This window comes from Pseudomonas sp. HC1(2025), from assembly GCF_058742075.1.
In genome coordinates this window covers 783,270-808,863 of sequence record NZ_CP196017.1, presented here as the reverse complement: position 1 = coordinate 808,863, position 25,594 = coordinate 783,270, and the positions used below count along the sequence as shown (strand labels likewise).

Annotated in this window: 22 protein-coding genes and 1 pseudogene; 8 read left to right on the top strand and 15 right to left on the bottom strand. The window is 62.0% G+C overall.

The genetic code is table 11. The annotated features are described in order from the left end of the window. Positions 1–19: 19 nt before the first annotated feature. Positions 20–1,177, top strand: a pseudogene (locus ACSSVH_RS03405) (methyl-accepting chemotaxis protein); the annotation flags it as partial. Between the two features lie 39 nt (positions 1,178–1,216). Next, positions 1,217–2,080, top strand: a complete 864-nt coding sequence (locus ACSSVH_RS03400) for a methyl-accepting chemotaxis protein (RefSeq protein WP_492634692.1) — start codon at positions 1,217–1,219, stop codon at positions 2,078–2,080. A 638-nt stretch (positions 2,081–2,718) separates the two neighbouring features. Here ACSSVH_RS03400 and ACSSVH_RS03395 read toward each other — a convergent pair. The 5 genes from ACSSVH_RS03395 to ACSSVH_RS03375 all read right to left on the bottom strand — a co-directional run bounded on the left by ACSSVH_RS03395 (position 2,719) and on the right by ACSSVH_RS03375 (position 9,496). Continuing rightward, positions 2,719–3,087, bottom strand: a complete 369-nt coding sequence (locus ACSSVH_RS03395; protein ID WP_170043659.1) for a glyoxalase superfamily protein — start codon at positions 3,085–3,087, stop codon at positions 2,719–2,721. Positions 3,088–3,176: 89 nt separating this feature from the next. After that, positions 3,177–5,633 (bottom strand): dermonecrotic toxin domain-containing protein, encoded by a 2,457-nt coding sequence (locus ACSSVH_RS03390; protein ID WP_492634078.1) that lies wholly within the window; start codon positions 5,631–5,633, stop codon positions 3,177–3,179. Between the two features lie 107 nt (positions 5,634–5,740). Next, the gene (locus tag ACSSVH_RS03385) at positions 5,741–7,204 is read right to left on the bottom strand and encodes an N-acyl-D-amino-acid deacylase family protein (RefSeq protein WP_492634077.1); all 1,464 of its coding nucleotides are present in this window, start codon (positions 7,202–7,204) and stop codon (positions 5,741–5,743) included. Position 7,205: 1 nt separating this feature from the next. Continuing rightward, positions 7,206–8,066, bottom strand: coding sequence for a MurR/RpiR family transcriptional regulator (locus tag ACSSVH_RS03380; protein WP_169955121.1), 861 nt, complete (start codon positions 8,064–8,066; stop codon positions 7,206–7,208). Between the two features lie 26 nt (positions 8,067–8,092). Next, the gene (locus ACSSVH_RS03375) at positions 8,093–9,496 is read right to left on the bottom strand and encodes a GntT/GntP/DsdX family permease (protein WP_169955122.1); all 1,404 of its coding nucleotides are present in this window, start codon (positions 9,494–9,496) and stop codon (positions 8,093–8,095) included. A 186-nt stretch (positions 9,497–9,682) separates the two neighbouring features. On the opposite strand from ACSSVH_RS03375, the gene ACSSVH_RS03370 reads away from it, so the two are divergent. Next, on the top strand, positions 9,683–10,063 hold the full coding sequence (locus ACSSVH_RS03370) for a lysozyme inhibitor LprI family protein (RefSeq protein ID WP_492634076.1): 381 nt from the start codon (positions 9,683–9,685) through the stop codon (positions 10,061–10,063). 23 nt (positions 10,064–10,086) lie between these two features. Here ACSSVH_RS03370 and ACSSVH_RS03365 read toward each other — a convergent pair whose 3' ends face one another. The 4 genes from ACSSVH_RS03365 to ACSSVH_RS03350 form a co-directional block, all read right to left on the bottom strand. Continuing rightward, positions 10,087–11,532 carry a SulP family inorganic anion transporter gene (locus ACSSVH_RS03365; RefSeq protein ID WP_170058538.1) on the bottom strand — a complete coding sequence of 482 codons (1,446 nt, stop codon included), beginning with the start codon at positions 11,530–11,532 and terminating at the stop codon, positions 10,087–10,089. Between the two features lie 158 nt (positions 11,533–11,690). Further along, positions 11,691–12,587, bottom strand: coding sequence for a LysR family transcriptional regulator (locus ACSSVH_RS03360; protein WP_169955125.1), 897 nt, complete (start codon positions 12,585–12,587; stop codon positions 11,691–11,693). 41 nt (positions 12,588–12,628) lie between these two features. Continuing rightward, on the bottom strand, positions 12,629–13,219 hold the full coding sequence (gene mdaB / locus ACSSVH_RS03355; RefSeq protein WP_169955126.1) for an NADPH:quinone oxidoreductase MdaB: 591 nt from the start codon (positions 13,217–13,219) through the stop codon (positions 12,629–12,631). Between the two features lie 123 nt (positions 13,220–13,342). Beyond that, positions 13,343–14,107 (bottom strand): sulfite exporter TauE/SafE family protein, encoded by a 765-nt coding sequence (locus ACSSVH_RS03350; RefSeq protein ID WP_170043666.1) that lies wholly within the window; start codon positions 14,105–14,107, stop codon positions 13,343–13,345. A gap of 190 nt (positions 14,108–14,297) precedes the next feature. Between ACSSVH_RS03350 and ACSSVH_RS03345 the strand changes: the two genes are divergently transcribed. Beyond that, complete coding sequence (locus ACSSVH_RS03345; protein ID WP_170043667.1) at positions 14,298–15,194, top strand: LysR substrate-binding domain-containing protein; 897 nt, start codon at positions 14,298–14,300, stop codon at positions 15,192–15,194. Here the strand turns inward: ACSSVH_RS03345 and ACSSVH_RS03340 are convergent. Together ACSSVH_RS03340 and kynU are read right to left on the bottom strand one after the other, a co-directional pair. Further along, positions 15,140–16,546, bottom strand: a complete 1,407-nt coding sequence (locus tag ACSSVH_RS03340) for an amino acid permease (protein WP_169955129.1) — start codon at positions 16,544–16,546, stop codon at positions 15,140–15,142. The genes ACSSVH_RS03345 and ACSSVH_RS03340 overlap by 55 nt on opposite strands. Before the next feature lie 163 nt (positions 16,547–16,709). Continuing rightward, positions 16,710–17,960, bottom strand: a complete 1,251-nt coding sequence (kynU, locus tag ACSSVH_RS03335) for a kynureninase (protein ID WP_492634075.1) — start codon at positions 17,958–17,960, stop codon at positions 16,710–16,712. Between the two features lie 143 nt (positions 17,961–18,103). On the opposite strand from kynU, the gene ACSSVH_RS03330 reads away from it, so the two are divergent. Then, complete coding sequence (locus ACSSVH_RS03330) at positions 18,104–18,577, top strand: Lrp/AsnC family transcriptional regulator (RefSeq protein ID WP_017531067.1); 474 nt, start codon at positions 18,104–18,106, stop codon at positions 18,575–18,577. A gap of 153 nt (positions 18,578–18,730) precedes the next feature. Here the strand turns inward: ACSSVH_RS03330 and catA are convergent, their stop codons facing one another. From catA to ACSSVH_RS03315, 3 genes are read right to left on the bottom strand one after another with little or no spacing between them, the layout of a single operon-like run. Then, complete coding sequence (gene catA, locus ACSSVH_RS03325) at positions 18,731–19,660, bottom strand: catechol 1,2-dioxygenase (RefSeq protein WP_169955131.1); 930 nt, start codon at positions 19,658–19,660, stop codon at positions 18,731–18,733. A gap of 42 nt (positions 19,661–19,702) precedes the next feature. Beyond that, positions 19,703–19,993: a muconolactone Delta-isomerase gene (gene catC / locus ACSSVH_RS03320; RefSeq protein ID WP_029299901.1), complete on the bottom strand. Its 291-nt coding sequence runs from the start codon at positions 19,991–19,993 to the stop codon at positions 19,703–19,705. 13 nt (positions 19,994–20,006) lie between these two features. Further along, on the bottom strand, positions 20,007–21,134 hold the full coding sequence (locus tag ACSSVH_RS03315; protein WP_170043669.1) for a muconate cycloisomerase family protein: 1,128 nt from the start codon (positions 21,132–21,134) through the stop codon (positions 20,007–20,009). Positions 21,135–21,248: 114 nt separating this feature from the next. Between ACSSVH_RS03315 and ACSSVH_RS03310 the strand changes: the two genes are divergently transcribed. Continuing rightward, positions 21,249–22,124, top strand: a complete 876-nt coding sequence (locus ACSSVH_RS03310; RefSeq protein ID WP_169955133.1) for a LysR family transcriptional regulator — start codon at positions 21,249–21,251, stop codon at positions 22,122–22,124. A gap of 133 nt (positions 22,125–22,257) precedes the next feature. Here the strand turns inward: ACSSVH_RS03310 and ACSSVH_RS03305 are convergent, their stop codons facing one another. After that, positions 22,258–23,259: an AraC family transcriptional regulator gene (locus ACSSVH_RS03305; RefSeq protein ID WP_169955134.1), complete on the bottom strand. Its 1,002-nt coding sequence runs from the start codon at positions 23,257–23,259 to the stop codon at positions 22,258–22,260. A gap of 309 nt (positions 23,260–23,568) precedes the next feature. Between ACSSVH_RS03305 and antA the strand changes: the two genes are divergently transcribed. Further along, complete coding sequence (gene antA, locus ACSSVH_RS03300; protein WP_169955135.1) at positions 23,569–24,960, top strand: anthranilate 1,2-dioxygenase large subunit; 1,392 nt, start codon at positions 23,569–23,571, stop codon at positions 24,958–24,960. Next, positions 24,960–25,451: an anthranilate 1,2-dioxygenase small subunit gene (gene antB, locus ACSSVH_RS03295; RefSeq protein WP_492634074.1), complete on the top strand. Its 492-nt coding sequence runs from the start codon at positions 24,960–24,962 to the stop codon at positions 25,449–25,451. The genes antA and antB overlap by 1 nt, the downstream gene beginning before the upstream one ends. Positions 25,452–25,594 lie beyond the last annotated feature (143 nt).

The following is a 25,594-nucleotide window of genomic DNA, read 5'->3' as shown; positions in this document are numbered from 1 at the left end:
AGCGCCTACATCGGGAGTAATGACCGCTCATCCGCCAATCCCACATTGGCTAAAAAACCGTTTCAGCTCTCGCCCTGCCTGCCGATATCTCCTGACTATCCATCGGCTGGGCGATCTTCCAGCAACTGATGTACACGCAATCTGTTCCTGGAGGAATTCGATGAATACATGGTTTGGCAACATCAGCGTCAACTTGAAACTGGGCCTGGGCTTCGGCCTGGTACTGGTGCTCACCTCGATCCTCGCGCTCACCGGCTGGACCAGCCTGGGCAGCCTGATCGACCGCAGCAACTGGATGAGCGACATCACCCAGCTCAACGCCTCGCTGACCAAACTGCGGATCGTGCGCCTGCAATACATGCTCGCCAACGGCGATGAAACCGTGGCGCAGAACGTCCAGACCACCCTCGACAGTTTTGCCGCGCAGCAGCAACAGTTGGTCAACAGCTTCAAGAGCCCGGAAAACCTCAAGCTGCTCAACGAGCAGAAAGACATCATCACCGCCTACCGGCAGTCGCTGAACAAAATGCGCGAGGCCTACCGTAACGGCAACGCGGCTCGCCAGACCATGGGCGAACGCGCCGACGCCGCCGGCCTGGTGATTGCGGCACTGGACCAGAGCGTGCGGCAGTTGCCTGAAAGCAGTGAACGCTTCGCCCAGTACGACGCCGTCAACCACGCCAAGGAAGAGTTCCAGGTGGCCCGCTATGAAGTGCGCGGCTACACCGGCAACGTCAACCCGGACACCGAAGCCCGTGCCGCGGCGCAGATTGAATCGGCGATCAATGGCCTCAAAGGCTTGAAGAACGTGTTTGGTGAGTCCCAGCAGGCCGAGCTGATCGCCCTGGAAAATGCCCTGGGCGCCTATCGCAATGCGCTACAGGCGTATAAAGCGGCCAACGCCAATATCGTCCTCGCGCGACAGGAAATGACCGTGCAGGGTGCCGATATCGTGTCGCGCAGCGAAGCGCTGTATGACATCCAGCTGCAACGACGCGACGCCGAAAGCGTCCAGGCCCGCAGCCTGCAACTGATCAGCACCGTGCTGGCGCTGCTGGTGGGGATTATCGCCGCGCTGGTCATCACCCGGCAGATCACCCGCCCGCTGCAGGAAACCCTGGCCGTGGTCGAGCGCATCGCTTCCGGCGACCTGAGCCACAACATCCAAGTGACCCGCCGCGACGAACTAGGCGTGCTGCAACAAGGCATCCAGCGCATGGGCACCACCTTGCGCGAGCTGATTTCCGGGATCCGCGACGGCGTCACGCAGATCGCCAGCGCAGCCGAAGAGCTGTCGGCCGTGACCGAGCAGACCAGCGCCGGGGTCAACAGCCAGAAAATCGAAACCGATCAAGTGGCCACCGCCATGCATGAAATGACCGCCACCGTGCAGGAAGTGGCGCGCAACGCCGAACAAGCCTCCCAGGCCGCATCCGCCGCCGATGGCCAGGCCCGCGAAGGCGACAAGGTGGTGGCCGAAGCCATCGCCCAGATCGAACGCCTGGCCGACGAAGTGGCACGCTCCACTGACGCCATGGCCCACCTGCAACAAGAGAGCAACAAGATCGGCAGCGTGATGGACGTGATCAAGGCCGTGGCCGAGCAGACCAACCTGCTGGCGCTCAACGCCGCGATTGAAGCGGCGCGCGCCGGTGAAGCCGGGCGTGGGTTTGCCGTGGTCGCCGACGAGGTACGTGGCCTGGCCCAGCGCACGCAAAAATCCACCGAAGAAATCGAAGGCCTGGTCGCCGGCTTGCAGAACGGCACCCAGCAAGTGGCCGCTGTGATGAACAACAGCCGCAGCCTGACCGACAGCAGCGTCGAACTGACCCGCAAGGCCGGCGTCTCCCTGGAGAACATCACCCGCACGGTGTCGAACATCCAGTCGATGAACCAACAGATCGCCGCCGCCGCCGAACAGCAAAGCGCCGTGGCCGAAGAGATCAGCCGCAGCATCGTCAATGTACGTGACGTATCGGAACAGACCGCAACGGCCAGCGACGAGACTGCCAAGTCCAGCGTCGAACTGGCACGGCTGGGCAGCCAGTTGCAGCAGATGGTCAGCCACTTCCGGGTCTAAGCAAAAAGCCGCCCCGGCCGAAACCGGGGCGGCTCCACTTCTCAGGCCTTAACGGTCATCGAAGCTGTCTCGCAGGAATTTCCAGACGTGATAAACACGCAGGCAATTCACTACGAGGTCCCACGTACGTCGTGCAAACTTGGACATACTCGGCCCTCCTAAGAGTTGGGCCTTACCTCCAGCGCACTTACCGGAACACGCGAGCCTTTGGACGCAGGTCGATTACGTCTCTTGAGGTGGCCGGGCTAATGGTCCTTCCGCATGAATCCGGCACGGATTACTAGCCCGTGGCGGCCGGTCCGGAATTCGCCCGCATACCCGACTCACCTAAAAGCGACAGACGCAGAACGGGGGAGATCCTAACCAACATTTAGGCCAAAGGTGTGACCAATAGTGGTCAAGCATCCAGTATTTGACGGTAGATTTATTGCAGCTTTTTGCAGTCAGCTTTGACGCGAGAAAAGCTTCAGAAGCGATCGGTGCCGATCATCGTTGAACCTTGCGAACCGATATGGTCAACGTTAATATTCGCGGGCAGGTCGATTGCGTCTTTTGAGACAGCAACCCCAACCACTAACTGGGATTGCAATAAAAAACCGCCCTACCAAGGCGGTTTTTTATTGCCTGAAATTTGTCGATCAGGCTTGCCCTTCCTCGACAAACACCAGCCGATTGCCAAACGGGTCCTTGATGCTCATCTCCCGCGAGCCCCAGGGTGTTTCCTCCACTCCAGGCTTGGCAAAGCGATAATTCTTGGCCTGCAATTGCTGCTGGAACCCATCCACCCCTGATGCCTGAATCCGCACCGCTGCGCCCGGTGATGCATCGCCATGGTGCTCGGATAGATGCAGCACGCACTCGCCCAACGACACTTGCAGGTACAACGGAAAATTCGCTTCGAACCGGTGCTGCCAATCGACCTTGAATCCCAGGAAATCGACGTAGAACTCCAGCGCCTTGGCCTCGTCGAAAATCCGCAGGATGGGGGTGACGTTTCCTAACCGCATAAGACTCTCCAAATCCAGAATACTCCCTGTTGAGGCGCCATCACCCTACCCCATAGCCCGTCCACTGTGAATGCCTGACGACGCTGCGTTCAACCATGGGGGATTTTGGTGATCCGCGCGTTCGACAGATCCTCATTGGACACATGCACCTCATCGAACCTATAGGCATTTGCCGCAAACTGATCCAGGCGCCCCTCGTTGCGCAGACGCTCAAGGGTACCGGGTGCAACGCACTGGCGGGCCTCGACGAACTGGGGGTTGGCGTCGATGTTTTCATTGAAGGACACGGAAGGAATGCCGCGGCTGTCGATTTCGTACAAATGGTAATCGCCGCTGAACTCTGTCTCGCCAAAATGCATGGCCGCGGCCTTGGAGCCAGAGGCCACCAGCACCTTGCCATCCATCATTTTTTCGGGCCCGGAAAAGAAGTTTGAGTCCCGAAAACCAACATCCAACGGGTCCCCCCGGCGCTCCACGCGCTCGGCCTTTTCGACGCGATACAACTTGGGCCGGTCGGTGCGCTCGATCATGCCCCGACTGTTGAAATACCCACCGGCAGGCAGGGTGACGCCGGCCTTGAAGGGGTTGGTCTTGATGACATTATCCTCATAGGGATCGTAATCCCCGGATGAAGTGGCATCCGAAGCCACGGAAGGTGGCGACTGCTCATCCTCCGACAGTTCCCCCTCCGAGTCGTCAAGCCTGGGTCTTTTGGGGCTGGGCTGTGGGGTCTCATACCTGGGCTGAACCTGCGGCCGCCGGGATCCCGACTGCAGGTAGATTTCCATGGAGGGATCCCACGCAGGATTCAGCTTGCCCCCCAGCGGCGCGGGTAAACGTGGCGGGCCGTCGGGGCTCATCAGCACGCCAATTTTGCCGTTCACTCGTCGATAATTGAAAAAAGGTCTGGCTCCCGCGCCGTTTGCAGCCTCGCCCTGGCCCGCTGGTGAGGCTGCCTCGACGGCAGGATCGGCAGTGAGAGGAACAGACTTGCCCAGCGCATGAAAAAACCCCATCGTCGCCACGTCCATCACCGCAGCATGCAAGCCACTCGCGCGCTCGGCCTGGGTATCGCCTTGCACAGCCGTGTCGATTTCCAGCCCCACCTGTGCTTCAAACAATGCGGTGCCAAGCGCCAGGCCAATCGGCCCGAGCAATGCCATCGGGATGGCAAAGACCGCATTGCCCGCTTGCAACAGGCCCAGGGCATCGTCCTTGTACACCTCGGCATTGGACTTCATTTCGGTATCGGCATCGTTGTTGATGCGCTCACGTGTCTGGCTGGCCATGAAGGAAAACACATCACCACCGACAGGGTAATTCAGGGTGTCGATATGGCTGTCGTTGGCCGCCAGGTCACGAGAACCTAGTTTTTTCAGGGTACTGTCCACACCGCTGGCACTCAGGGCGCCGAATACCCCCTGCTGGCGATCGCGCAAGGAAAAATGCGCCTCCAGCGCCGTGGCCTTCGCCGGGTCGTTGCTCTGCGCAAGTACCCACTGGTCCACTTCGGCACGGTCCTTGAACGCCAGCAAGGAGGGTTGGCCCCCGGGGATATACAAGGTTTCGCTGCCATCCTTCGCGACAAACCGCAGGATGTTGTTGGAGCGGTAGCCATTGATGTCGAAGCACAACACCCGGGTGTCCGGCCCTGGCGCCGCCTCGGCCTGTAACTGTTCTTTTGACACCGGGCCTTCGAGCGGCACGTTGGGCGCGGCCGCCTGCATGACGCTGGCATACGCCTGCGGGCTCAAGCCCTGGCTGGGATCTTTCTGGTTCAGGCTCCGGGCGGCTCGGGCTTGCATCACAAACTGCTTTTTCGCCAGCGTGCGCCACTCGCTGCCGTGCTGGGTCCAGAAGTCGTCCAGCTTGGCAATCACCTTCTTCTGCAAGTCGCCCTCGCGCACCAAATCCAACAACTCGCTGGGCTTCATGCGCAGTTGATTGTCCGCGTTGTAGCTGCCCTTTTGCGGGCCATCCAGATAGAGGCCGTAGACTGAATCCAGGTCCCGCCAGGCCTCCTGGGCATTGGGTACATCATCATGAATTTTCGAGTAAATGTAGCCAGGCCCGGTTCGATCAAGAACGAACCGGCCCAGACGGCTGAAAAAGTCCGTGACGCTTTCACTTTTAAACAGGGAGAACGGGCTTGTGTTCGAAGACAGGAAATGGGCTACCGCCTGGGCCTTCCCGGCAGCGCCATAGCGCTGCGCCGAGAAAAAATCGCTGGCGACGGCCTCGGTGAGGGTCATTGAGGATTCGGGAGCCCCGTTGTGCTCCCAGCCCGTCACCGCACTGGGATTGTGCCTGCTGTGCGCCGACGAAAATTTATGCAGGTAGACCTTGTCAGGGTCGATCCATTGGTTGGTCAGGTTCCAGACCTTTTCCTGGATCCAGCCTTTGATCGTATCGCGGGGGAAAGGAAAGGCTGCCAGCGCATTGGCGGTCGCCGCATGAATGCTGGCAGCAGGGCCACTGGCGTACAACGCGGCCGCAACGTTGGGCGGATTACCGAAACGACTGACGCTATCATATTGATTTGGCATACAGGCTCTCCGTAAGAAATCCTGCCCATCTTAGATAGCGCTTCCACCGTCACAACCTACCTTTTGTAAGCCCTCATTGACCACAATCCGACACACCTCACGGCCGATCACACCTGGGCAAAACCCCGCCGCAAATCCCCGCTACGCGCCAGGAAGCGCCCAGCCCTGTGACCATTCGCCTGCCCCTCGCAGTAGCTCAACACACCATTGACCCACACCCCATCAATCCCCTCGGCGGCACGTTGCGGGTCCTTGAAGTCCGCCACATCCCTTACCCGCAACGGGTCGAACAGCACCAGGTCAGCCCAATGCCCCTCGCGGATTTCGCCACGCTCGGCCAGGCCAAAGCGCGCGGCCGACAGGCCGGTCATTTTGTGTACGGCTGTGTGCAGCGGGAACAGTCCCAGGTCGCGGCTGAAATGTCCGAGCACCCGTGGAAATGCGCCCCACAAGCGCGGATGGGGGAACGGGTCTTCCGGCAATCCATCGGAGCCGACCATCGACAGTGGGTGGGCGAGGATGCGCTGCACATCGGCCTCATCCATGCCGTAATAGACCGCCCCCGCCGGTTGCAGGCGGCGGGCGGCGTCCAGCAGGGATGCGCCCCATTCGGCCGCGATGTCCTGCAGATCGCGCCCGCCCACTTGCGGGTGCGGCGTCGACCAGGTGATGGTGATGCGAAATGCATCGGTGACTTGCTTGAGGTCCAGGGTCGAGGAACTGGCGGCATAGGGATAACAATCGCAACCCACCGGGTGGCTCTTCGCCGCCTGTTCCAGGGACGCCAGCAGCTGTGGACTACGCCCCCAGTTGCCGGCGCCGGCACATTTGAGGTGGGAAATGATCACCGGTGCCTTGGCGTGGCGGCCGATCAAAAACGCCTCGTCCATGGCCTCCAGCACCGGCTCGAACTCACTGCGCAGATGGGTGGTGTACACCGCGCCAAACGCCGTCAGCTCTTCACTCAGTTGCAGCACTTCGTCGGTGTCGGCGCTGAACGCGCTGGCGTAGGCCAGGCCTGTGGATAAGCCGAGGGCGCCCGCCGCCAGGCTTTCCTGCAGTTGCTCGCGCATCGCCGCGATTTCGGTGGCGGTGGCGGTGCGGTGCAGGTCGTCCATATGGTTGCTGCGCAAAGCGGTATGGCCAATCAATGCCGCGACGTTGAGGGCCGGGTGAGCGTTTTCCACCGCCGCGCGGTAATCGAGGAAACGCGGATAGGCGAACGCCTCGGCCTTGCCCAGCAGGTTCATCGGGTCCGGTGGGGCACCACGCAGGCTGACCGGCGCGGCGCTGATGCCGCAGTTGCCGACAATCACCGTGGTCACGCCCTGGCTGAGCTTGGGCAGCATCTGCGGCTGGCGGATCACCACGGTGTCGTCGTGGGTGTGCACGTCGATAAAACCCGGTGCCAGTACGCGGCCATTGGCCTCGATCTCATGCTCGCCCCGGGCGGCCGACAAGTCGCCGATTTTCTCGATCCGCCCCTCGCGCAGCCCCACGTCGGCGAGATACCCCGGCGTGTTGCTGCCATCAATGATCAGCGCCTGGCGAATCAGCGTGTGGTACTTCATTTCAATCTCCAAGCGGCAGGCTGTCAGGGCCGCCGCGATAGTCGTCCAGGGCCAGCTTGATCCGGCGCAGGCGTTCCTGGTTGTCGTCCGGCATGGCCAGGGCCAGTTCGGTGGCGAGTAAATCGATGGCCAGCAACATGCCGTAGCGCGCCGCCGTGGGTTTGTAGATAAAACTGGTTTCCGCTGGTTGCAGCGGCAGCAGTACGTCAGCCAACTGCGCCAGCGGCGAATCGGCCAGGGTGATGGCGACGACCCGCGCGCCATAGTTGCGGGCCAGTTCCACCACGCCCAGCAGCTCGGGCGTCAGGCCGGTGAGGGAGCAGACAATCAGTGCGTGTTCGGCGCTCAACGTGGCGGCCGTGACCCGCATCATCACCGGGTCGCGGCAGGCGGCAATCGGGTAGCCCAGGCGTACCAGGCGCACCTGCAACTCTTCACTGCACAGGCTCGACGGGCCGCCCATGCCAAACGCGTGGATCATCCGCGCCTTGCCCAGCAGGTTCACCGCATCGACAAACCCGGCCTGGTTGAAGCCCGACAGGTGCTGGCGCAACGTCGCTTCGATATCACCGAGGATCTGGCGATGAAACGCCGACTGCTCGGGCAACCCCGCCGGGTCCAGAAAACGACTGCCCACGCCACTGGCCTGGGCCAGTTGCAGGCGCAGGTCGCGCAAGTCGCGGCAACCGACGCTGCGGGCAAAGCGCGACAAGGTGGCGGTGCTGACCTCGGCCCGCTGGGACAGCTCTTCCAGGCTGGCGGATGCGGCAAAACCCACATCATCGAGCATCAGCCGGGCGATACGCCCTTCGCCAGCGCTGAAGGAATCCTGGCGGGCGCGGATCTGGTAGAGGATGTCCATGGGGTCTCCGGGTTACAGGATGAGGCTCATAAAACAAGAGACAGGCCGTAGGTCAGGCCGAAGGCGACCACTGAAATCAAAGTCTCCAGTACGGTCCAGGTCTTGAAGGTCTGGATCACCGTCATATTGAAGTATTCCTTGATCAGCCAGAAGCCGCCGTCGTTGACGTGGGAAAAGATCACCGAACCGGCACCGGTCGCCAGCACCAGCAATTCCGGGTGTGGGTAACCCAGGCCCAGGGCCACGGGGGCGACAACGCCCGACGCGGTGGTCATGGCCACGGTCGCCGAGCCGGTGGCAATGCGCATCAGCGCAGCGAACAACCAGCCCATCACCAGCGGCGACAGGTTGAAGGCATTGGCCATGCCGAGGATTTCATGGGTCACGCCGGCATCTACCAGGATCCGGTTCAAACCGCCGCCCGCGCCCACCAGCAGGGTGATGCTGGCGGTCGGCGCCAGGCATTCATTGGTGAACTTGAGGATCGACTCGCGGTTGAAGCCCTGGGCCAGGCCCAGGGTCCAGAAGCTGACCAGGGTCGCTACCAGCAAGGCGATCACCGAGTTGCCGATAAACAACAGGAACTGGTTGAAGCCGCTGCCAGGCGTGGAGATCAGGTTGGCCCAACCGCCGATCATCATCAGCACCACCGGCAACAGGATGGTGCCCATGGTCAGGCCGAAACTGGGCAGGCGGGTGCGCGGCTCGCGCTCGATGAACTGGCGTTCCAGCGGGTTTTCGGCGGGCAAATGGATGCGCGGCACGATGAACTTGGCGTACACCGGGCCGGCGATGATCGCGGTGGGGATGCCGATCAAAATCGCATACAGCACGGTTTGCCCGACCGAGGCGTTATACGCCAGCACCGCCATCATCGCCGCCGGGTGCGGCGGCACCAGGGCATGCACCACCGACAGGCCGGCGACCATCGGCAGGCCGACCATCAGGATCGACACGCCCACGCGCCGGGCCACGGTAAAGGCAATCGGCACCAGCAGTACAAAACCGACCTCGAAAAACAGCGGCAGCCCCACCAGGAAGGCAATGCACACCATGGCCCAGTGGGCATTGCGCTCGCCGAAACGGTTGATCAGGGTGCGCGCCACCTGCTCGGCGCCGCCGGATTCGGCCATCATCTTGCCGAGCATCGTGCCCAGGGCCACCACCAGCGCGATATGCCCCAGGGTCTTGCCGACGCCCGCCTCGTAGGAGCCCATGATCGTATCCGCCGGCATCCCGGCCAGCAGCGCCAGGCCGATGGATACCAGGGTGATGACGATAAACGGGTTGAGCCGGTAACGTGCAATCAGCACGATCAATGCAATGATGGCGATGGCAGCGTATGCCAACAGCCAGACGCCCGGTGATGCGGCCATGCGGTACTCCTCGGAAAGGGTCACGTCGAATTGGTTGTGAAACTCATAAATCATTACCGAGGATGGTTTTCAAATTTTATGAAAGTAATTTTCGCCCACAGGTAAGCGCTGTCGCTTTGGGACATGCCCGCAGAGCCAGGATGAAAATCGGGGGATAGTTCTTACATGCAGCACAGAGCAGATACGGGAAACTCGACTGCTGGCCTAAACTGCAACCCAATAACCGCCAGGAAGCCCAAGATGAACCTGAGAACTTTCACCGCCAGCACGCTGTGGCTGGCCTTGTGCGGCACCGCAGTGGCCGCCGACAGCAGCCCGGCCCTGCAAAAGTGCCTGGACGCCGCCAACACCACGGCGGCGATGGTCAGTTGCAACGTTGAACAAACCAGGATTCAGGACCAGCGCCTGAACAACGCCTATAAAGCCGCGCTGGATGCCCAGGGCCAGCGCAAGCAACAACTGCAGGATGTGCAACGCCTGTGGATCAAATACCGCGATGCCAATTGCGCCTTCGTCGGCTCCGCGACCGGCGCCAGCATCGATCAGGTCAACGGCTCGGGCTGTGTGCTGGACATGACCCAGACCCGCGCCGAGGAACTGGAAAACCTCGTCGGCCCCTAACCCCCTCGCCTATCCCGCCAGGATCAGTCGTGCTGCACCCGCGCACGCTTGAGCAGTTTCTTGCAGCGCTCCGACAAGTGCAGCACCCGCAGGTGCTTGCCGGCCTTGGCGTAGCGCTCGCGCAAGGTCATCAACGCGGCAATCGCTGAATAGTCGACAAAGCTCAGGTGCCGGCAGTCCAGCGTTACCTGGGCCGGATCGTTGGCCGGGTCGAACTGGTTCAAGAACGGTGTGGTCGAGGCAAAGAACAGGGTGCCATGCAGGCGATAGAGCTTGCTGCCATCGGCCTCCAGATGTTCATCGGCGTACAACTCCCGCGCCTGTTGCCAGGCAAAGTTGAGCGCGGCAATCACAATCCCGCACAGCACCGCCGTGGCCAGGTCGGTGAACACCGTGATCACCGTCACCGCGATGATCACCAGCACATCATTGAGCGGCACCTTGTTGATCACCCGCAGCGACGCCCAGGCAAAGGTCTGCTGGGACACCACGAACATCACCCCCACCAGCGCCGCCAGGGGAATGCGCTCGATCAGCGGCGACAGGAACAAAATAAACAGCAGGATCATCACCCCGGCAAACACCCCGGAAAACCGCCCGCGCCCGCCCGAGCTGAGGTTGATCACCGTCTGCCCGATCATCGCGCAGCCGCCCATGCCGCCAAACACCCCGCTGACCATGTTCGCCGCGCCCAGGGCCACGCTTTCGCGGTCGGGGTAGCCACGGGTCTCGGTGATTTCGTCGGTGAGGTTGAGGGTCAGCAAGGTTTCCAGTAGCCCGACCATGGCCATCAAACACGCATAAGGCGCGATGATGCCCAGGGTTTGCAGGGTCCAGGGGATCTGCGGCAGGGCAAACGTCGGCAGGCCGCCGGCGATGTGGGCCATGTCGCCCAGCGTGCGAGTGGGCAAGCCCAGCAGGTACACCGCAAGCCCCACGCCAAGAATCGCCACCAGCGCCGGCGGCACCGCGCGGGTCAGGCGGGGCAGCAGGTAGACGATGGCCATGGTCGCCGCCACCAACCCCGTCATCACATACAACGGCGTGCCGCTGAGCCAGGCCTCAGCGCTTTTGAAATGCTCCAGTTGCGCCAGGGCGATGATGATCGCCAGGCCGTTGACGAAACCGAGCATCACCGGGTGCGGCACCATGCGCACCAACTTGCCCAGGCGCAGCAGGCCGAAGGCAATCATGATCAGGCCGCCGAGCACCACCGTCGCCAGCAGGTACTCCACCCCGTGTTGCACCACCAGCGCGACGATCACCACCGCCATCGACCCAGCCGCCCCCGAGACCATCCCCGGCCGGCCGCCGAACAACGCGGTCAAGGTGCAGATGATAAAGGCGCCATACAGTCCCATCAGAGGGTTGAGGTGGGCTACCAGGGCAAAGGCGATGCATTCGGGCAACAAGGCAAAAGACGTGGTGAGTCCGGCCAGGGCGTCGGCGCGCAGACGAGAGAGCTTCATGGGTTTACCGGGGGAGTTGCGGGGGATGAGGCGGCGATGGTACGCAAAACCACGAAACCGAACCAGTAGGAACCGGCTTGCCGGCGATGAGGCCAGTTGCATCACCCCGCAACCTTCAGGCCGCTATCGCAGGCAAGCCGGCTCCTACAACGGGCAGGTCAACAGGCGTAGCGCGCCAGTTTTTCCTGGATAAAGTCGAGGAAGCATTGGATACGCAGGGCCAGTTGCGAGTTGCGGTAGTACACCGCGTGGATCGGCTGGCGGTAACCGCTGTTGAACGGAGCCAGGACCGTCTGCAAGCGGCCGGCGTTGATGTCTTCGATGGTCATGAAGTGCGACAGGCAGGCGATCCCCTGCCCCTCCAACGCCAGTTGGCGCAGGGTTTCACCGCTGGACGCGGCAATGCCCGGCTCGATCTGCCAGCGGTCGCCCTGCACATGGCGCAGCGGCCAGTGGTTGAGGGTTTCGGTCTGGGTAAAGCCCAGCAACGTATGGTTGGCCAGGTCGGCCACGGTCGCTGGCGTGCCGTGTTGTGCCAGATAGGCCGGGCTGGCAAGGATATGCAGCGGGCTGCAGCCCAGGGAGCGGGCGTGCAGGGTCGAATCCGCCAGGGCGCCGATGCGGATGGCGATATCGGTGCTCTGCTCCAGCAGGTCGATGATCAGGTCGTTGCTGTTGAGCTCCAGCTGGATATCCGGGTACAGGCGGCGGAACTCGGCGACGTACGGCACGATGGCATGCAGCATGAACGGCGACGCGGCATTGATCCGCAAGCGCCCGGACGGGGTTTTCTGGCGCGACGACAGGCGCTCTTCCAACGCTTGCATCTGTTCCAGGATCAACTTGGCCTGCTCGAAGAAGTACTTGCCCTCTTCGGTCAGGTCCATGCGCCGCGTGGTGCGGTTGATCAAGGTGGTGTCGAGCTTGGCTTCGAGCCGCGACAGGGTGCGGCTGACCGCCGAGGGCGTCTGCCCGACTTGTTCGGCGGCGGCGGAAATCGAACCGCATTCAATCACGCAGACGAAGATCTGTAGCTCATCGGATCGGGCTTTCAACGTGCATCCTCGTGAATACGGCTGCGTGGATACTAGCCGTATTACGGCGCCAGGTTAAACACCTGGGCCAGATGCTGCTCGTAGCGCAGCACATCAGCCTCGATGGAGGGGCGTTTCATCACGTCCACACAGAGGAACGTCGGCAGGCCGCTCATGCCGAGGAACTGGTTGGCCTTGTGGAACGGGAAGTACACCGCGTCCACGCCCTTGGCCTCGAAGAAGTCGCTGGGGTCATCGAATGCGGCCTGCGGCGCGTTCCAGGTCAGCGACAACATGTACTGCTTGCCTTGGATCAGGCCGCCGCTGCCGTATTTTTGCGACGCATCGGAACGGGTTCGGCCATCGCTGGCGTACAGGCTGCCGTGGCCTTCGGTGAAGACCTCGTCGATGTACTTCTTGACGATCCACGGGGCGCCCATCCACCAGCCGGGCATCTGGTAGATGATCACGTCGGCCCAGAGGAACTTGGCGACTTCTTCGGCCACGTCGTAGCCGGCGTCGATATGAGTGACTTTCACGTCGATACCACCCCGGTCCAGCACCGCCAGGGCGGCGTCATGCAGGGTGTTGTTGTAGCGACCATCGGAGTGGGCGAATTTCTTGCCACCGTTGAGCAACAGAACTTTTTTCATGGGGGTTTACCTGAAGGTTGAAAATGTATGAGCGCAGGCTACGGGCAACTCCTCGGGGGAGTAAGCCACGGATCGACAAAACACTTTTGACCCTAAGGCACGAGTAATCATTTGATTGTTGCGCTAGCCACCCACCAGCAAGTGCCCGCCCAGGGCTGCCATGCCTATAAAGAACACGCGCTTGAACAGCACAGCGCTGATGCGCTGGCGCAGCTTTTGCCCCAGCCACATGCCCAGCAGCGCCGGCACCAGCGCCAGCAACGAAGCATTGAGTTCGCCGGCCCCGAGGTTGCCGCGCCAGAACAGCCCGCCTGCCAGGGCCAGGGTCGACACGCTGAAGGACAGGCCCAGCGCCTGCACCAGTTGGTCACGGCTCAAGCCCAGTGCTTGCAGGTAGGGCACGGCCGGGATCACGAAGACGCCGGTGGCCGAGGTGATGATCCCCGTCAGCAGCCCACACAGCGGGCCCAGCCAGCGCTCGGTGCGGGCAGGCACACGGAACGTCGGCAGCAACAGCCCGCACAGCGCATACACCAGCAACGCCCCGCCCAAGGCCCGCACCACCCAGGGGCCACCGTCCATGCCCAGCCACAGCGAACCGAGCCCGGTTCCCAAGAAAACCAGCAGGAGCATGGGCCACAGGCGTTTGCTCAATGCGCCCAGGTGCCCCCCGAAGCTCAGTTGCCAGAGGTTGGTAATAGTCGAAGGGATGATCAACAAAGCCGCAGCCTGCGCCGGCAACATAGCCAGGCCGAGCAGGCCCATGGCGACGGTGGGCAGGCCCAGGCCGATCACGCCCTTGACGGCACCGGCCAGCAGGAAGGTGCCGATCACCAGCAGAGTCAGGGCTGAGCCCAGGTTTTGGTAGAACGCGAGGAAGGTGGTCATGGGGGCAGTTTGCGGGTTTGGCGTGGGGTTGGAAATTCGCCATATACTGAGGCAGCCTCTTGTTTTGCGTGAGGCTCAGACCGCTATCGCAGGCAAGCCAGCTCCCACATTCTGAATGTGTTCACCCTTCCAAATGTGGGAGCTGGCTTGCCTGCGATAAAGCCCGTCCAGGCACCCGAGAACCCCAGCCATGCACTTTGACCTGACCGACCTGCGCCTCTACCTGCACATCCTCGACGCCGGCAATATCACCGCCGGCGCCGCCCGCAGCCACTTGTCCCTGGCCGCCGCCAGTGCGCGCATCCGCGCAATGGAGGCCTCACTGGGCGTCGAGTTCCTGCAGCGCGGCCGCCGTGGCGTGACCCCGACTGCCGCCGGTAACGCCCTGGCCCGGCACGCGCGCCTGCTGTTGCAACAGGCCGAACGCCTGCAACAGGAGCTGGCGGAATACGCCAACGGCGTCAAAGGCCAGGTGCGCCTGCTGTGCAACACCACCGCCCTCAGCGAATACCTGCCGGAGTTGCTGGCGGATTTTCTCTGCGCCCACCCCAACCTCGATATCGACCTGCAAGAGCTGCCCAGCCTGCGCATCACCCACGCCCTGCGCCAGGGCGCGGCGGACCTGGGGATTATTTCCGATGCGGTGGACACCCATGGCTTGCAGACCCGGCCGTTTCGCGATGACCCGTTGGTGTTGATCCTGCCGACGGGTCACGCGCTGACGGCCGGCGCGCTGAGTTTTATCGACAGCCTTCCCTACGACTACGTGGGCCTGGCCGCCGACAGCGCGCTGGCGGTGTACCTGGAGGAACAGGCCCTGCACGCAGGCTTTCGCTTGCAGACCCGGGTGCGGGCCGATGGTTTTGATGGGGTGATGCGCATGGTCGCCCGTGGCGCGGGCCTGGGAATTGTGCCGCTGGCCGCGTTGCAGCGCTGGCCCCGCGCGCGGCCATTCCAGGCCCAGCCCCTGACGGAGGACTGGGCCTGTCGCAAACTGCTGTTGTGCGCGCGCTCGTTCGAGCAGTTACCGGGTTACGCCAGGGCCTTGCTCGATGCCTTGTCCGTGCCTTTGCGGAAAAACACGTAATACACCGCCGAGAGAATCAACAGGAACGGCACGCCAAACACCAGGGTCATCTTGAACGCTTCGGTGAAGAACGTGGTGATCATCACCGCGCCCATCAGCACCAGCCCCAGCAGCGTGCTGTAGGGAAACAGCCGCAGTTGGAACGACAACTTCGGCCCGCCGTGGCGCTTGCGATAGCGGCGGAAGAACAGGTGCGTGAGGAAGATCATGAACCAGGTGAAGATCGCGCCAAACATCGAGATGGCCATCATCAAGGTGAAGGAACTTTCCGGGTACACCACGTTGAGCAGGGTCGCCAGGGCGATGCCCGAACTGGACAGCAACAGCGCATTGAGCGGGATCCCGTTCTTGCTCAAGGCGCCCATGGATTTTGGCGCGAAGCCGGCGCGGGACAGGCTGAACATCATGCGCGTGGTGATGTAGAGCTGGCTGTTCATGGCCGATAGCGCGGCAATCAGGATCACGAAGTTCATCACCCCGGTGGCGCCGGGAATGCCAATGGTCTGCATCACCGTGACAAACGGGCTCTGGCTCTGCCCGGACTGGTTCCAGGGCACGATGGCCAGCATCAGCGCCAGGGTCAGCAGGTAGAACACCACCAGCCGCACAATCGTCGCGCGGAAGGCTTTTTTCACCGCCTGCTCAGGGTCGGCCGCTTCGCCCGCCGCCACCGCGATCATTTCCACGCTCAGGTAGCTGAAGATCGACACGATCACCGCGATCCACATGCCACTCAGGCCATTGGGGAAAAACCCGCCATGGGCCGTGTAGTTCTGCACCCCGTAATCCGGGTTGCCGGAGCCGAACACCACATACACCGCGAGGATGATGAAGCCGACAATCGCGCTGATCTTGATCGTCGAGAACCAGTATTCGAAGTTGCCGAAGGTCTTGACGCTGATGGCGTTGAGCACGATCAGCACACTGGAGAACGAGACGATCCACACCCATTCCGGCACGTTGGCGAACCAGTACTTCATGTACATCGCCACCGCCGTGACCTCGGCGCCCACCGCCAGCACAATCGCCGCCCAGTAGGCATAGCGCACCAAAAAACCGGCCAGGGGGCTGATGTAGAACTCGGCGTAGGCGCCAAAAGAGCCAGAGGTGGAATGGGCCACCGTCATTTCCGCCAGGCAGCCCATCAACAACAAGGTGATCAACGCGCCGATGGCGTAGCTGACCAGCACGCTGGGCCCGGCATAGCCGATGGCGTAGGCACTGCCCATGAACAGCCCGGTACCGATGGCGCCACCGATGGCGATCATGCTCATCTGCCCGGAAGTGAGCTGGCGCCGCAGGCCCAGTTCGCGGTTGGTGATTGCTGCAAAGCCGTTGTCTGGCGTGGTCACGTGCGTGCCCCTTTTATTATTGTGATTGTTACTGCTGGCCAAGCACCTGTGGGAGCTGGCTGTGGGAGCTGGCTTGCCTGCGATGCAGACACCTCGGTAGTCAGTCGGACCGAGGCGATTTCATCGCTGGCAAGCCAGCTCCTACAAGGGTTTTGTGGTGTTTTCAGGTGACGCTGTGGCGCACCTTGAATTGTGGCTGGTCCCAGGTTTTTTCATCGAGGATTTCGCCAAGGATTTCTACCGCATCCCACACCTCGGTAAAGCTGGTGTACAGCGGGGTAAAACCAAAGCGCATGATCTTCGGCTCACGGTAGTCACCGATCACCCCACGGGCGATCAGCGCCTGGACGATGGCGTAGCCTTCAGGGTGCTCAAAGCTCACATGACTGCCGCGCCTGGCGTGCTCGAGCGGGGTGATCAACGTCAGGTCATGGGCCGCGCAGCGGCTTTGCACCAATTCGATAAACAGGTCGGTCAGTGCCAGGGATTTGCGGCGCAGGCTGGCCATGTCGGTCTGGGCGAAGATATCCAGGCCGCACTCGACCATCGCCAGCGAGGTGATCGGCTGGGTGCCGCACAGGTAGCGGGTAATGCCTTTGCCGGCCACGTAGTTGGACTCCATGGCGAACTGGCGGCTATGGCCGAACCAGCCCGACAACGGCTGCGTCACCAACTCGACCAGCGCCGGGTTGACCCAGACAAACGCCTGGGAACCCGGGCCGCCGTTGAGGTATTTGTAGGTGCAACCAATGGCGTAGTCGGCGCCGGCCTGGTGCAGGTCAATCGGCACCGCGCCCGCCGAGTGCGCCAGGTCCCAGATCGCCAGCGCGCCGCACTCGTGGCTCAGGGCGGTCAGCGCCTGCATGTCGTGCATGTAGCCGGTCTTGTAGTTGACGTGGGTGATCATCACCACGGCGGTGTCCTGGTCGATGGCCGCCGGCAGTTCGTCCGGGCTGTTCACCAGGCGCAGGCTGTAGCCCTGCTGCAGCAGTGCAGCCAGGCCTTCGGCGATGTACAGGTCAGTGGGGAAGTTGCTTGCTTCGCTGACAATCACCTTGCGCTGCGGCTGGCGTTGGCGCTGCACGCTCAAGGCGGCGCTGAGCACCTTGAACAGGTTGATTGAAGTGGTATCGGTAATCACCACTTCGGCCTCGCCCGCGCCGATCAGCGGCGCCAGGCGGTTGCCCAGGCGCTGGGACAGGTCGGCCCAGCCGGCGCTGTTCCAGCTGCGGATCAAACCATTGCCCCACTCCTCGGCAATCACCGCTTGTGCCCGCGCAAGCGCCGCCACCGGGCGTGCGCCGAGGGAGTTGCCATCGAGGTAGATCACCCCTTCCGGCAGCGCAAATTGATCGCGCAGTGGCGCCAGCGGGTCTTGGGCGTCGAGGGTCTGGCAATGATTTCGGCTGGTCATGAAAAGTCCTGTTTTTATAGGTGACGATGGACCAAATAATGAACGAAGATTTGCAGAATTTTCGTGCAAAGTGCGCTACAACTGGCTTAATAAGCTGTAGGAAATTCGAATTTAACCTCCAAATACGCGGATTAATTCTAAGCATGATTCTCGACGCCACCGACCTGCGCCTCCTGCATTTCCTGCAACAGGATGGCCGTATCAGCAACCAGGAACTGGCGGAGAAAGTCGCCCTGTCGCCGTCCGCCTGCCTGCGCCGCTTGCGCCTGCTGGAAAGTGAGGGGGTGATCAGCGGTTATCGCGCGGTGCTCAATGCCGAGCAGTTGGGGATCGAGCTGGAAGCCATCGTCCACCTGTCGTTACGCCAGGATGTGGAGGACTGGCACGAGACGTTTATCAAGAAGGTCCAAGGCTGGCCGGAAGTGGCCAGTGCCTATGTGATCACCGGCGCCAGTAACTATGTGCTGCGGGTGCAGGCGCGCAACCTCAAGCACTTCTCGGACTTTATCGTGAACCACCTGAACCGCACGGCGGGGGTGATGGATATCCGCTCGGAGATCGTGTTGCAGAAGATCAAGGACCGGGATGAGGTGCTGGACCTGGTCGTACGCAAATAACCAACACACCGCTGATCACCTGTGGGAGCAGGCATTGGTGGGAGCCGGGCTTGCCCGCGATACAGACACCTCGGTTTATCTGCAATACCGAGGCGACACCATCGCAGGCAAGCCAGCTCCCACAAAAGCCTGCTCCCACATTGTTTACTACATTCAGTCTTCGAGGGCGCGTACGCGTTGCATGCGTGTTTGCTCTACGGGCGCGGCCGCCGGCTGCAACTCGAAGTCGAAATCAATCTGCGCAAACTTGCCCTCCACGCCAAACTCCCGCGCCAGCTGCGGGTCTTCGCTGAAGCGAATTTCGGCAATCAGCTCATCCCGGGTCGCGTAGGCAAAGTCATCATGCAGATACGGATCATCCGACAGGTTGATCTGCGTGGTCAGGTGCCGATGCCCCGGTGCAGAGATGAAGAAGTGGATATGCGCCGGCCGCTGGCCGTGGCGCCCCAGTTGATCGAGCAACTGCTGGGTCGGGCCGGTCGGTGGGCAGCCGTAGCCAGACGGCACGATGCTACGGAAACGATAATTGCCCTGGGCATCGGTCTCGATCCGGCGACGCAGGTTGAATTCCGATTGCGATGGGTCGAACCAGGAGTAAGTACCGCCGGTGTTGGCCTGCCACACATCCACAATCGCCCCGGCCAACGGCTTGCCGTTGATATCGCGCACTTGCCCGCGCATAAACAGCGGCACGGCCGCATCCAGGCCATCGTCCAGGCGTGCTTCGTATTTGGACAGCGGCGCACCCGCCACGTACAGCGGCCCTTCGATGGTGCGCGGGGTGCCGCCGGATTTGCCGGCTTGCTCGTCGGCGGCGTCCATCAACAGGTCCAGGTAATGCTCCAGGCCCAGGCCCGCGGCCAGCAGCCCGGCTTCCTGGTTCTTGCCCAGTTCGTTGAGGTAGTTGACCGCCTTCCAGAACTCTTGCGGGGTCACTTCCAGGTCTTCGATGATATTTACCGTATCGCGCAGGATCCGGTAGATCAGCGCCTTGGCCCGTGGGTTGCCGGCGTCATTGAGGTTGCCGCTGGCTTCTTCGAGGAAGCGTTGGGCGTGGGCAGTCTGGGACAGTCGAATGGACATGGTGCAATCCTCATCTTGTAATTATTAGGTGGCTAGACAGACTCAGCGATCATCCTCATGGATCGACGACGGATGCCGGCACAGGGCATTCACTTCGATGGCCATGTAGGGATAGAGCGGCAGTTGCATCAGCAGGTCATGCAGTTCCTGCACGCTGTCGACATCGAACACGCTGTAGTTGGCGTACAGCCCGGCGATGCGCCACAGGTGGCGCCATTTGCCCTGCGCTTGCAGGCGTTGGGCCAGGGCTTTTTCGTCGGCCTTGAGGGCCGCCGCACGCTCGGGGTTCATGTCCACGGGCAGGTTTACGGTCATTTTTACGTGAAACAACATCGCAGGCGTCCTCTTAATGTTTGTCGCGACGGAAGAACGCCAGGCGTTCCTCATCGATGGCCAGGCCCAGGCCCGGGGCGGTCGAGACATGCAGGTGGAAATCGCGATACACCAACGGCTCGCTGAGGATGTCCTCGGTCAGCAGCAGCGGGCCGAACAGCTCGGTGTCCCACGCCAGTTTATTGAGGGTGAGAAACGCGTGGGCCGAGGCCAGGGTGCCGATACCGCCTTCGAGCATGGTGCCGCCATACAGGCCGATACCCGCCGCCTCGGCAATCGCCGCCGTGCGCAGTACGGCGCGCGGGCCGCCGTTTTTCGCGATCTTCAGGGCGAACACCGAGGCCGCGCCTTCGCGGGCCAGGTTGAAGGCATCTTCGACACATTCAATGGACTCGTCGGCCATGATCGGCGCCGGGCTCGAGAGGTTGAGCCGGGCCATGCCGCCACGGTTATTGCGCGAGATGGGCTGTTCGATCAGGTCGATACCGTTATCGCCCAGCACCTTGCAGGCGCGCAGGGCCACGGCTTCGTCCCAGGCCTGGTTGACGTCGACGCGCACGCTGGCGCGCTCGCCCAGGGCTTTTTTGATCGCGACCACATGGGCCAGGTCCTGGCTGACTTCACCGGCGCCGATCTTCAACTTGAAGATGCGGTGGCGGCGCAGGTCGAGCATTTTTTCGGCTTCGTCGATGTCTTTTTGCGTATTGCCGCTGGCCAACGTCCAGGCCACCGGCAGGGCATCGCGCACGCGGCCGCCGAGCAACTCGCTGACCGGCAGGCTCAGGCGCTTGCCGAGGGCATCGAGCAAGGCGCTTTCGATGCCGGACTTGGCAAAGGTGTTACCACGGATGCTGCGCTCCAGGCGCAACATGGCGGCGTTGATGTTGCTGGCGTCCTGGCCGATCAACAGCGGCGCGAAGTGTTGGTCGATATTGACCTTGATGCTGTCGGGGCTTTCGTTGCCGTAGCTCAGGCCACCGATGGTGGTGGACTCGCCGATCCCTTCGATGCCGTCGGCGCACCGCACGCGGATAATCACCAGGGTCTGGTTTTGCATGGTGTGCATCGCCAGCTTGTGCGGGCGGATGGTGGGGAGATCGACGATGATGGTCTCGATCGACTCGATGGCGCAAATCGGCATGGCAATACCCGTTGGGTTCTTTATAGGTCTTGCCCGATTCTGTCGCCCATTGTTGCTGGCTTCCAATATAGAATTGGTCTCGAACAATACCCTCAAGGTATGAGAGGAACCCGTATGGAACTGCGCCACCTGCGTTACTTCCAGGTGCTGGGGGAAACCCTGAACTTCACCCGCGCCGCCGAACGCCTGCACATCGCCCAGCCGCCGTTGAGCCGGCAGATCCAGCAATTGGAAGACGAACTGGGCGTGGTCCTGCTGGAGCGTGGCCGCCCGCTGCGGCTGACCGAAGCCGGGCGGTACTTCTATGAGCACGCCAATGTGCTGCTGGAACAATTGGCCAAGACCTGCGACAACACCCGGCGCATCGGCCTGGGGCAGAAGACCTGGCTGGGCATCGGTTTTGCCCCCTCGACCCTGTACGGCGTGTTGCCGGAGCTGATTCGCCGCCTGCGCAGCCATGACGCGCTGGAACTGGAGCTGGGGCTGTCGGAGATGACCACCCTGCAACAGGTCGAAGCGCTCAAGGCCGGGCGTATCGACGTGGGCTTCGGGCGGATTCGCATTGATGACCCGGCCATCGTCCAGCGCGTGTTGGTCGAGGATCGGCTGGTGGCGGTGTTGCCGGCCGGGCATGCGCTGCTGGGCGCACCGGTGACCCTCGCGCAACTGGCCGCCGAGCCGTTGGTGCTCTACCCCGGCAACCCACGCCCCAGCTACGCCGACCATGTGATCGCACTGTTCGACACCCACGGCCTGGCGATCAAGGTCGCGCAATGGACCAACGAGTTGCAGACCGCCATTGGCCTGGTCGGGGCGGGCATGGGGGTGACGCTGGTGCCGGCGTCGGTGCAGATGCTGCACCGGGCGGATATCGGCTATACGCCGATTGTCGAGGTTACAGCGACCTCGCCGATCATTCTCAGCCGGCGGATCAATGATCAGTCGCCGGGGCTGGGTCATTGCCTGCAATTGGTGGAAGAGCTGATCTGAAACAGCACAGCCACCACTAATACCCTGTGGGAGCTGGCTTGCCTGCGATAGCGGTGGGGCAGTCAGTACATGCAGTGGCTGCCCCACCGCTATCGCAGGCAAGCCAGCTCCTACATTTTGATCTGTAGTGTGTTCAGGCACCGCGCATGCGTCGGGCGTCGTTACGCTGCAGCGTCTGGCTGGGGGATTCGTCGAACAGCTTGCGGTACTCCGCCGAGAATCTTCCCAGGTGGGTAAAGCCCCAGCCCAGGGCGATTTCGGAAATGGTGCGGGTGGCGCCATGCTCGAGAATTTCCTGGCGCACCGCGCTCAGGCGGTACTTCTTCAAGTAGGCCATGGGCGACAGCGCGAAGTATTTGCGAAACGCATCGAACAGCTTGAACCGCGACACCCCGGTGGCCGCCTCCAGGTCTTCCAGGTGCAGCGCTTCGCGGGCGTTGTCGTGGATGTATTGGCGAGCGCGGACCAGGTAGTGAGGCAGCTTGACCCCCAGCACGTCGCGCAGCTCTTCGGAGTAGTTGTTCGGCTGGGCCAGGATCAGGCCCTTGATCAGCGAGCTTTCCAGGTCGCGGGTAAACGCGGCCTGGTCGTATAGCTCGCTGCTGTGCTCCAGCTCAGCGATAAAGTGCCGCGCCATGCGCCACCACGCCGCCGGCGCACCCTGCACCGCATCCATCACCGACTCAAAGCGCAGCGGCGCATCAATCGGGCGCTGCAACAGGCCCTCCAGGGTTTCGCTCATCGCCGCGCGGGTGATCACCACTTGCAGCTTGCGGCAGTCGCCGGAGATCGCCAGCACCTGGTGTTCATTGGGCGAGATGATCACCCCCTGGTCGCGGTTGGAGCTCAGGCGCTGGCCACCCTTGCTCAACTCCTGCTCGCCCACCAGCGGCAGGCTCAGGCTGTAGCTGCGAAAGTGCTCGGCGTCTTCGATATCGATGGTCACGTCAGTGCCGTACTCGATCACCCCAAGCGTGGTGGCGCGGGACTTGAACACATTGGCACTGTGGTGGAAGCGCAGGCGCTCCGGGGTGGCGGTTTCCAGCCGATGGGGCCCGCAGATGCCGGACATCCAGCTGCGGGCGCCTTCAAGGTCGAAACGTTCAATACGGATATCGCGTGTATGGCTACTCATCAGGTTGCACTCACGGCGGTTGTGGCCAGCGCGCTCTGACGGCGCGTCCGGTGGATCAAGGCAAGTTCTGCGCCACGTCGGGCACTTGTCCACTGGGTGGATAGCGAGCGTCGACTATGTGGATAAGAAGCCGGCTTTTGCGACAATTGCCTGGCCAGACAGTAGCGCATTCCCCGGCGCCGTTGCACCTGAGTGGGTACTTGCTCCCCAACTATGCGGCCCATCTTCCCCCATTAAGCGGATAGCTGGCCGCCCCCCTGCCCGCCTCTAATGAACCACCGATTAGCTACCCAATAAAAGGTGCCTCCCATGAGTGGTGCAAGAAGCGTCGAGCAGTGGAAAACGTTTATCGAAAGCTGCCTGGATTTTCGTCCGGCCGAGGGTGTGTTCCGCATCGCCCGGGACATGTTCACCGAGCCCGAGCTGTTCGACCTGGAGATGGAACTGATCTTCGAAAAGAACTGGATCTACGCCTGCCACGAAAGCGAACTGGCCAATAACCACGACTTCGTAACCATGCGCGCCGGGCGCCAGCCGATGATCATCACCCGCGACGGCGAAGGCCAGCTCAACGCCCTGATCAACGCCTGCCAGCACCGCGGCACCACCCTGACCCGTGTCGGCAAGGGCAACCAGTCGACCTTCACCTGCCCGTTCCACGCCTGGTGCTACAAGAGCGACGGGCGCCTGGTGAAGGTCAAGGCGCCGGGGGAATACCCGGAGGGTTTCGACAAGGCCACCCGCGGCCTGAAGAAGGCGCGCATCGAGAGCTACAAGGGCTTTGTGTTTATCAGCCTCGATGTGACTGGCACCGACAGCCTGCAAGACTTCCTTGGCGATTCCAAAGTGTTCTTCGACATGATGGTCGCGCAGTCCGCCACCGGCGAACTGGAAGTGCTGCCCGGCAAGTCCGCCTACACCTACGACGGCAACTGGAAGCTGCAGAACGAAAACGGCCTGGACGGCTACCACGTCAGCACCGTGCACTATAACTACGTGGCCACGGTGCAGCATCGCCAGCAGGTCAACACAGAGAACGGCAGCGCCTGCGGCAGCACCCTGGACTACAGCAAACTCGGCGCCGGCGATGCCAATACCGATGACGGCTGGTTTGCCTTCAACAACGGCCACAGCGTGTTGTTCAGCGACATGCCCAACCCCAGCGTGCGCTCCGGCTACGCCACCATCATGCCGCGCCTGGTGGCAGAACACGGCCAGCAAAAGGCCGAGTGGATGATGCACCGCCTGCGCAACCTGAACGTCTACCCGAGCCTGTTCTTTCTGGACCAGATCAGCTCGCAACTGCGCATCATCCGCCCGGTGGCGTGGAACAAGACCGAGATCATCAGCCAGTGCCTGGGGGTCAAGCACGAGTCCGACGCCGACCGCGAAAACCGCATCCGCCAGTTTGAAGACTTCTTCAACGTGTCCGGCATGGGCACCCCGGATGACCTGGTGGAATTTCGCGAAGCCCAGCGCGGCTTCCAGGGCCGCCTGGAACGCTGGAGCGATATCTCCCGGGGCAGCCATCGCTGGGAAACCGGGCCGACACCCAACAGCGAAGCCATCGGCATCCAACCGGCCATGACCGGTACCGAATTCACCCACGAAGGGCTGTACGTCAACCAGCACCGCAACTGGCAGACCTTCCTGCTGGACGGTCTGGACGCACAATCGTTGAAACTGCACGAGGTGAAATGATGAGCGCGCAATTGCAGTATCAGATCGAGCAGTTTTTCTACCGCAAATCCGAGCTGTGCGACGCCCAGGACTGGGACGCCTACGTGCAGTTGTTCGACCCGCAGAGTGAGTTCCACCTGCCGCAGTGGGACTCGGAGCACGTCTACACCCGCGATCCCAAGCGCGAGATGTCGCTGATCTACTACGCCAACCGTTCGGGCCTGGAAGACCGGGTGTTCCGCCTGCGCACCGGCAAGGCCGCGTCCGCCACGCCGATGCCGCGCACCTTGCACCTGATCAATAACGTGCGGATCGCCGAGCAGGCTGATGGCAGCCTGCAGGTGCGGTTGAACTGGCACACGCTGTTTTATCGACTGGCGATGTCGGAGCAGTTCTATGGCCACGCCACCTACACCCTCAAGCCCCACGGCGACAGCTGGCTGATCACGCGCAAGCATGCGCTGCTGCTCAATGACACGATCAACTCGGTGCTGGATTTCTACCACCTCTGACGTTGACGCCCTCCCTTCAACTGTAGGAGCGAGCTTGCTCGCGAAAAAACCAAGGGCTGCGCGTGCATTCAGGATGCCCGCGCCATCGTTAACGTTTTTCGCGAGCAAGCTCGCGCCTACAGGTATTACCCAATCCATGGAGA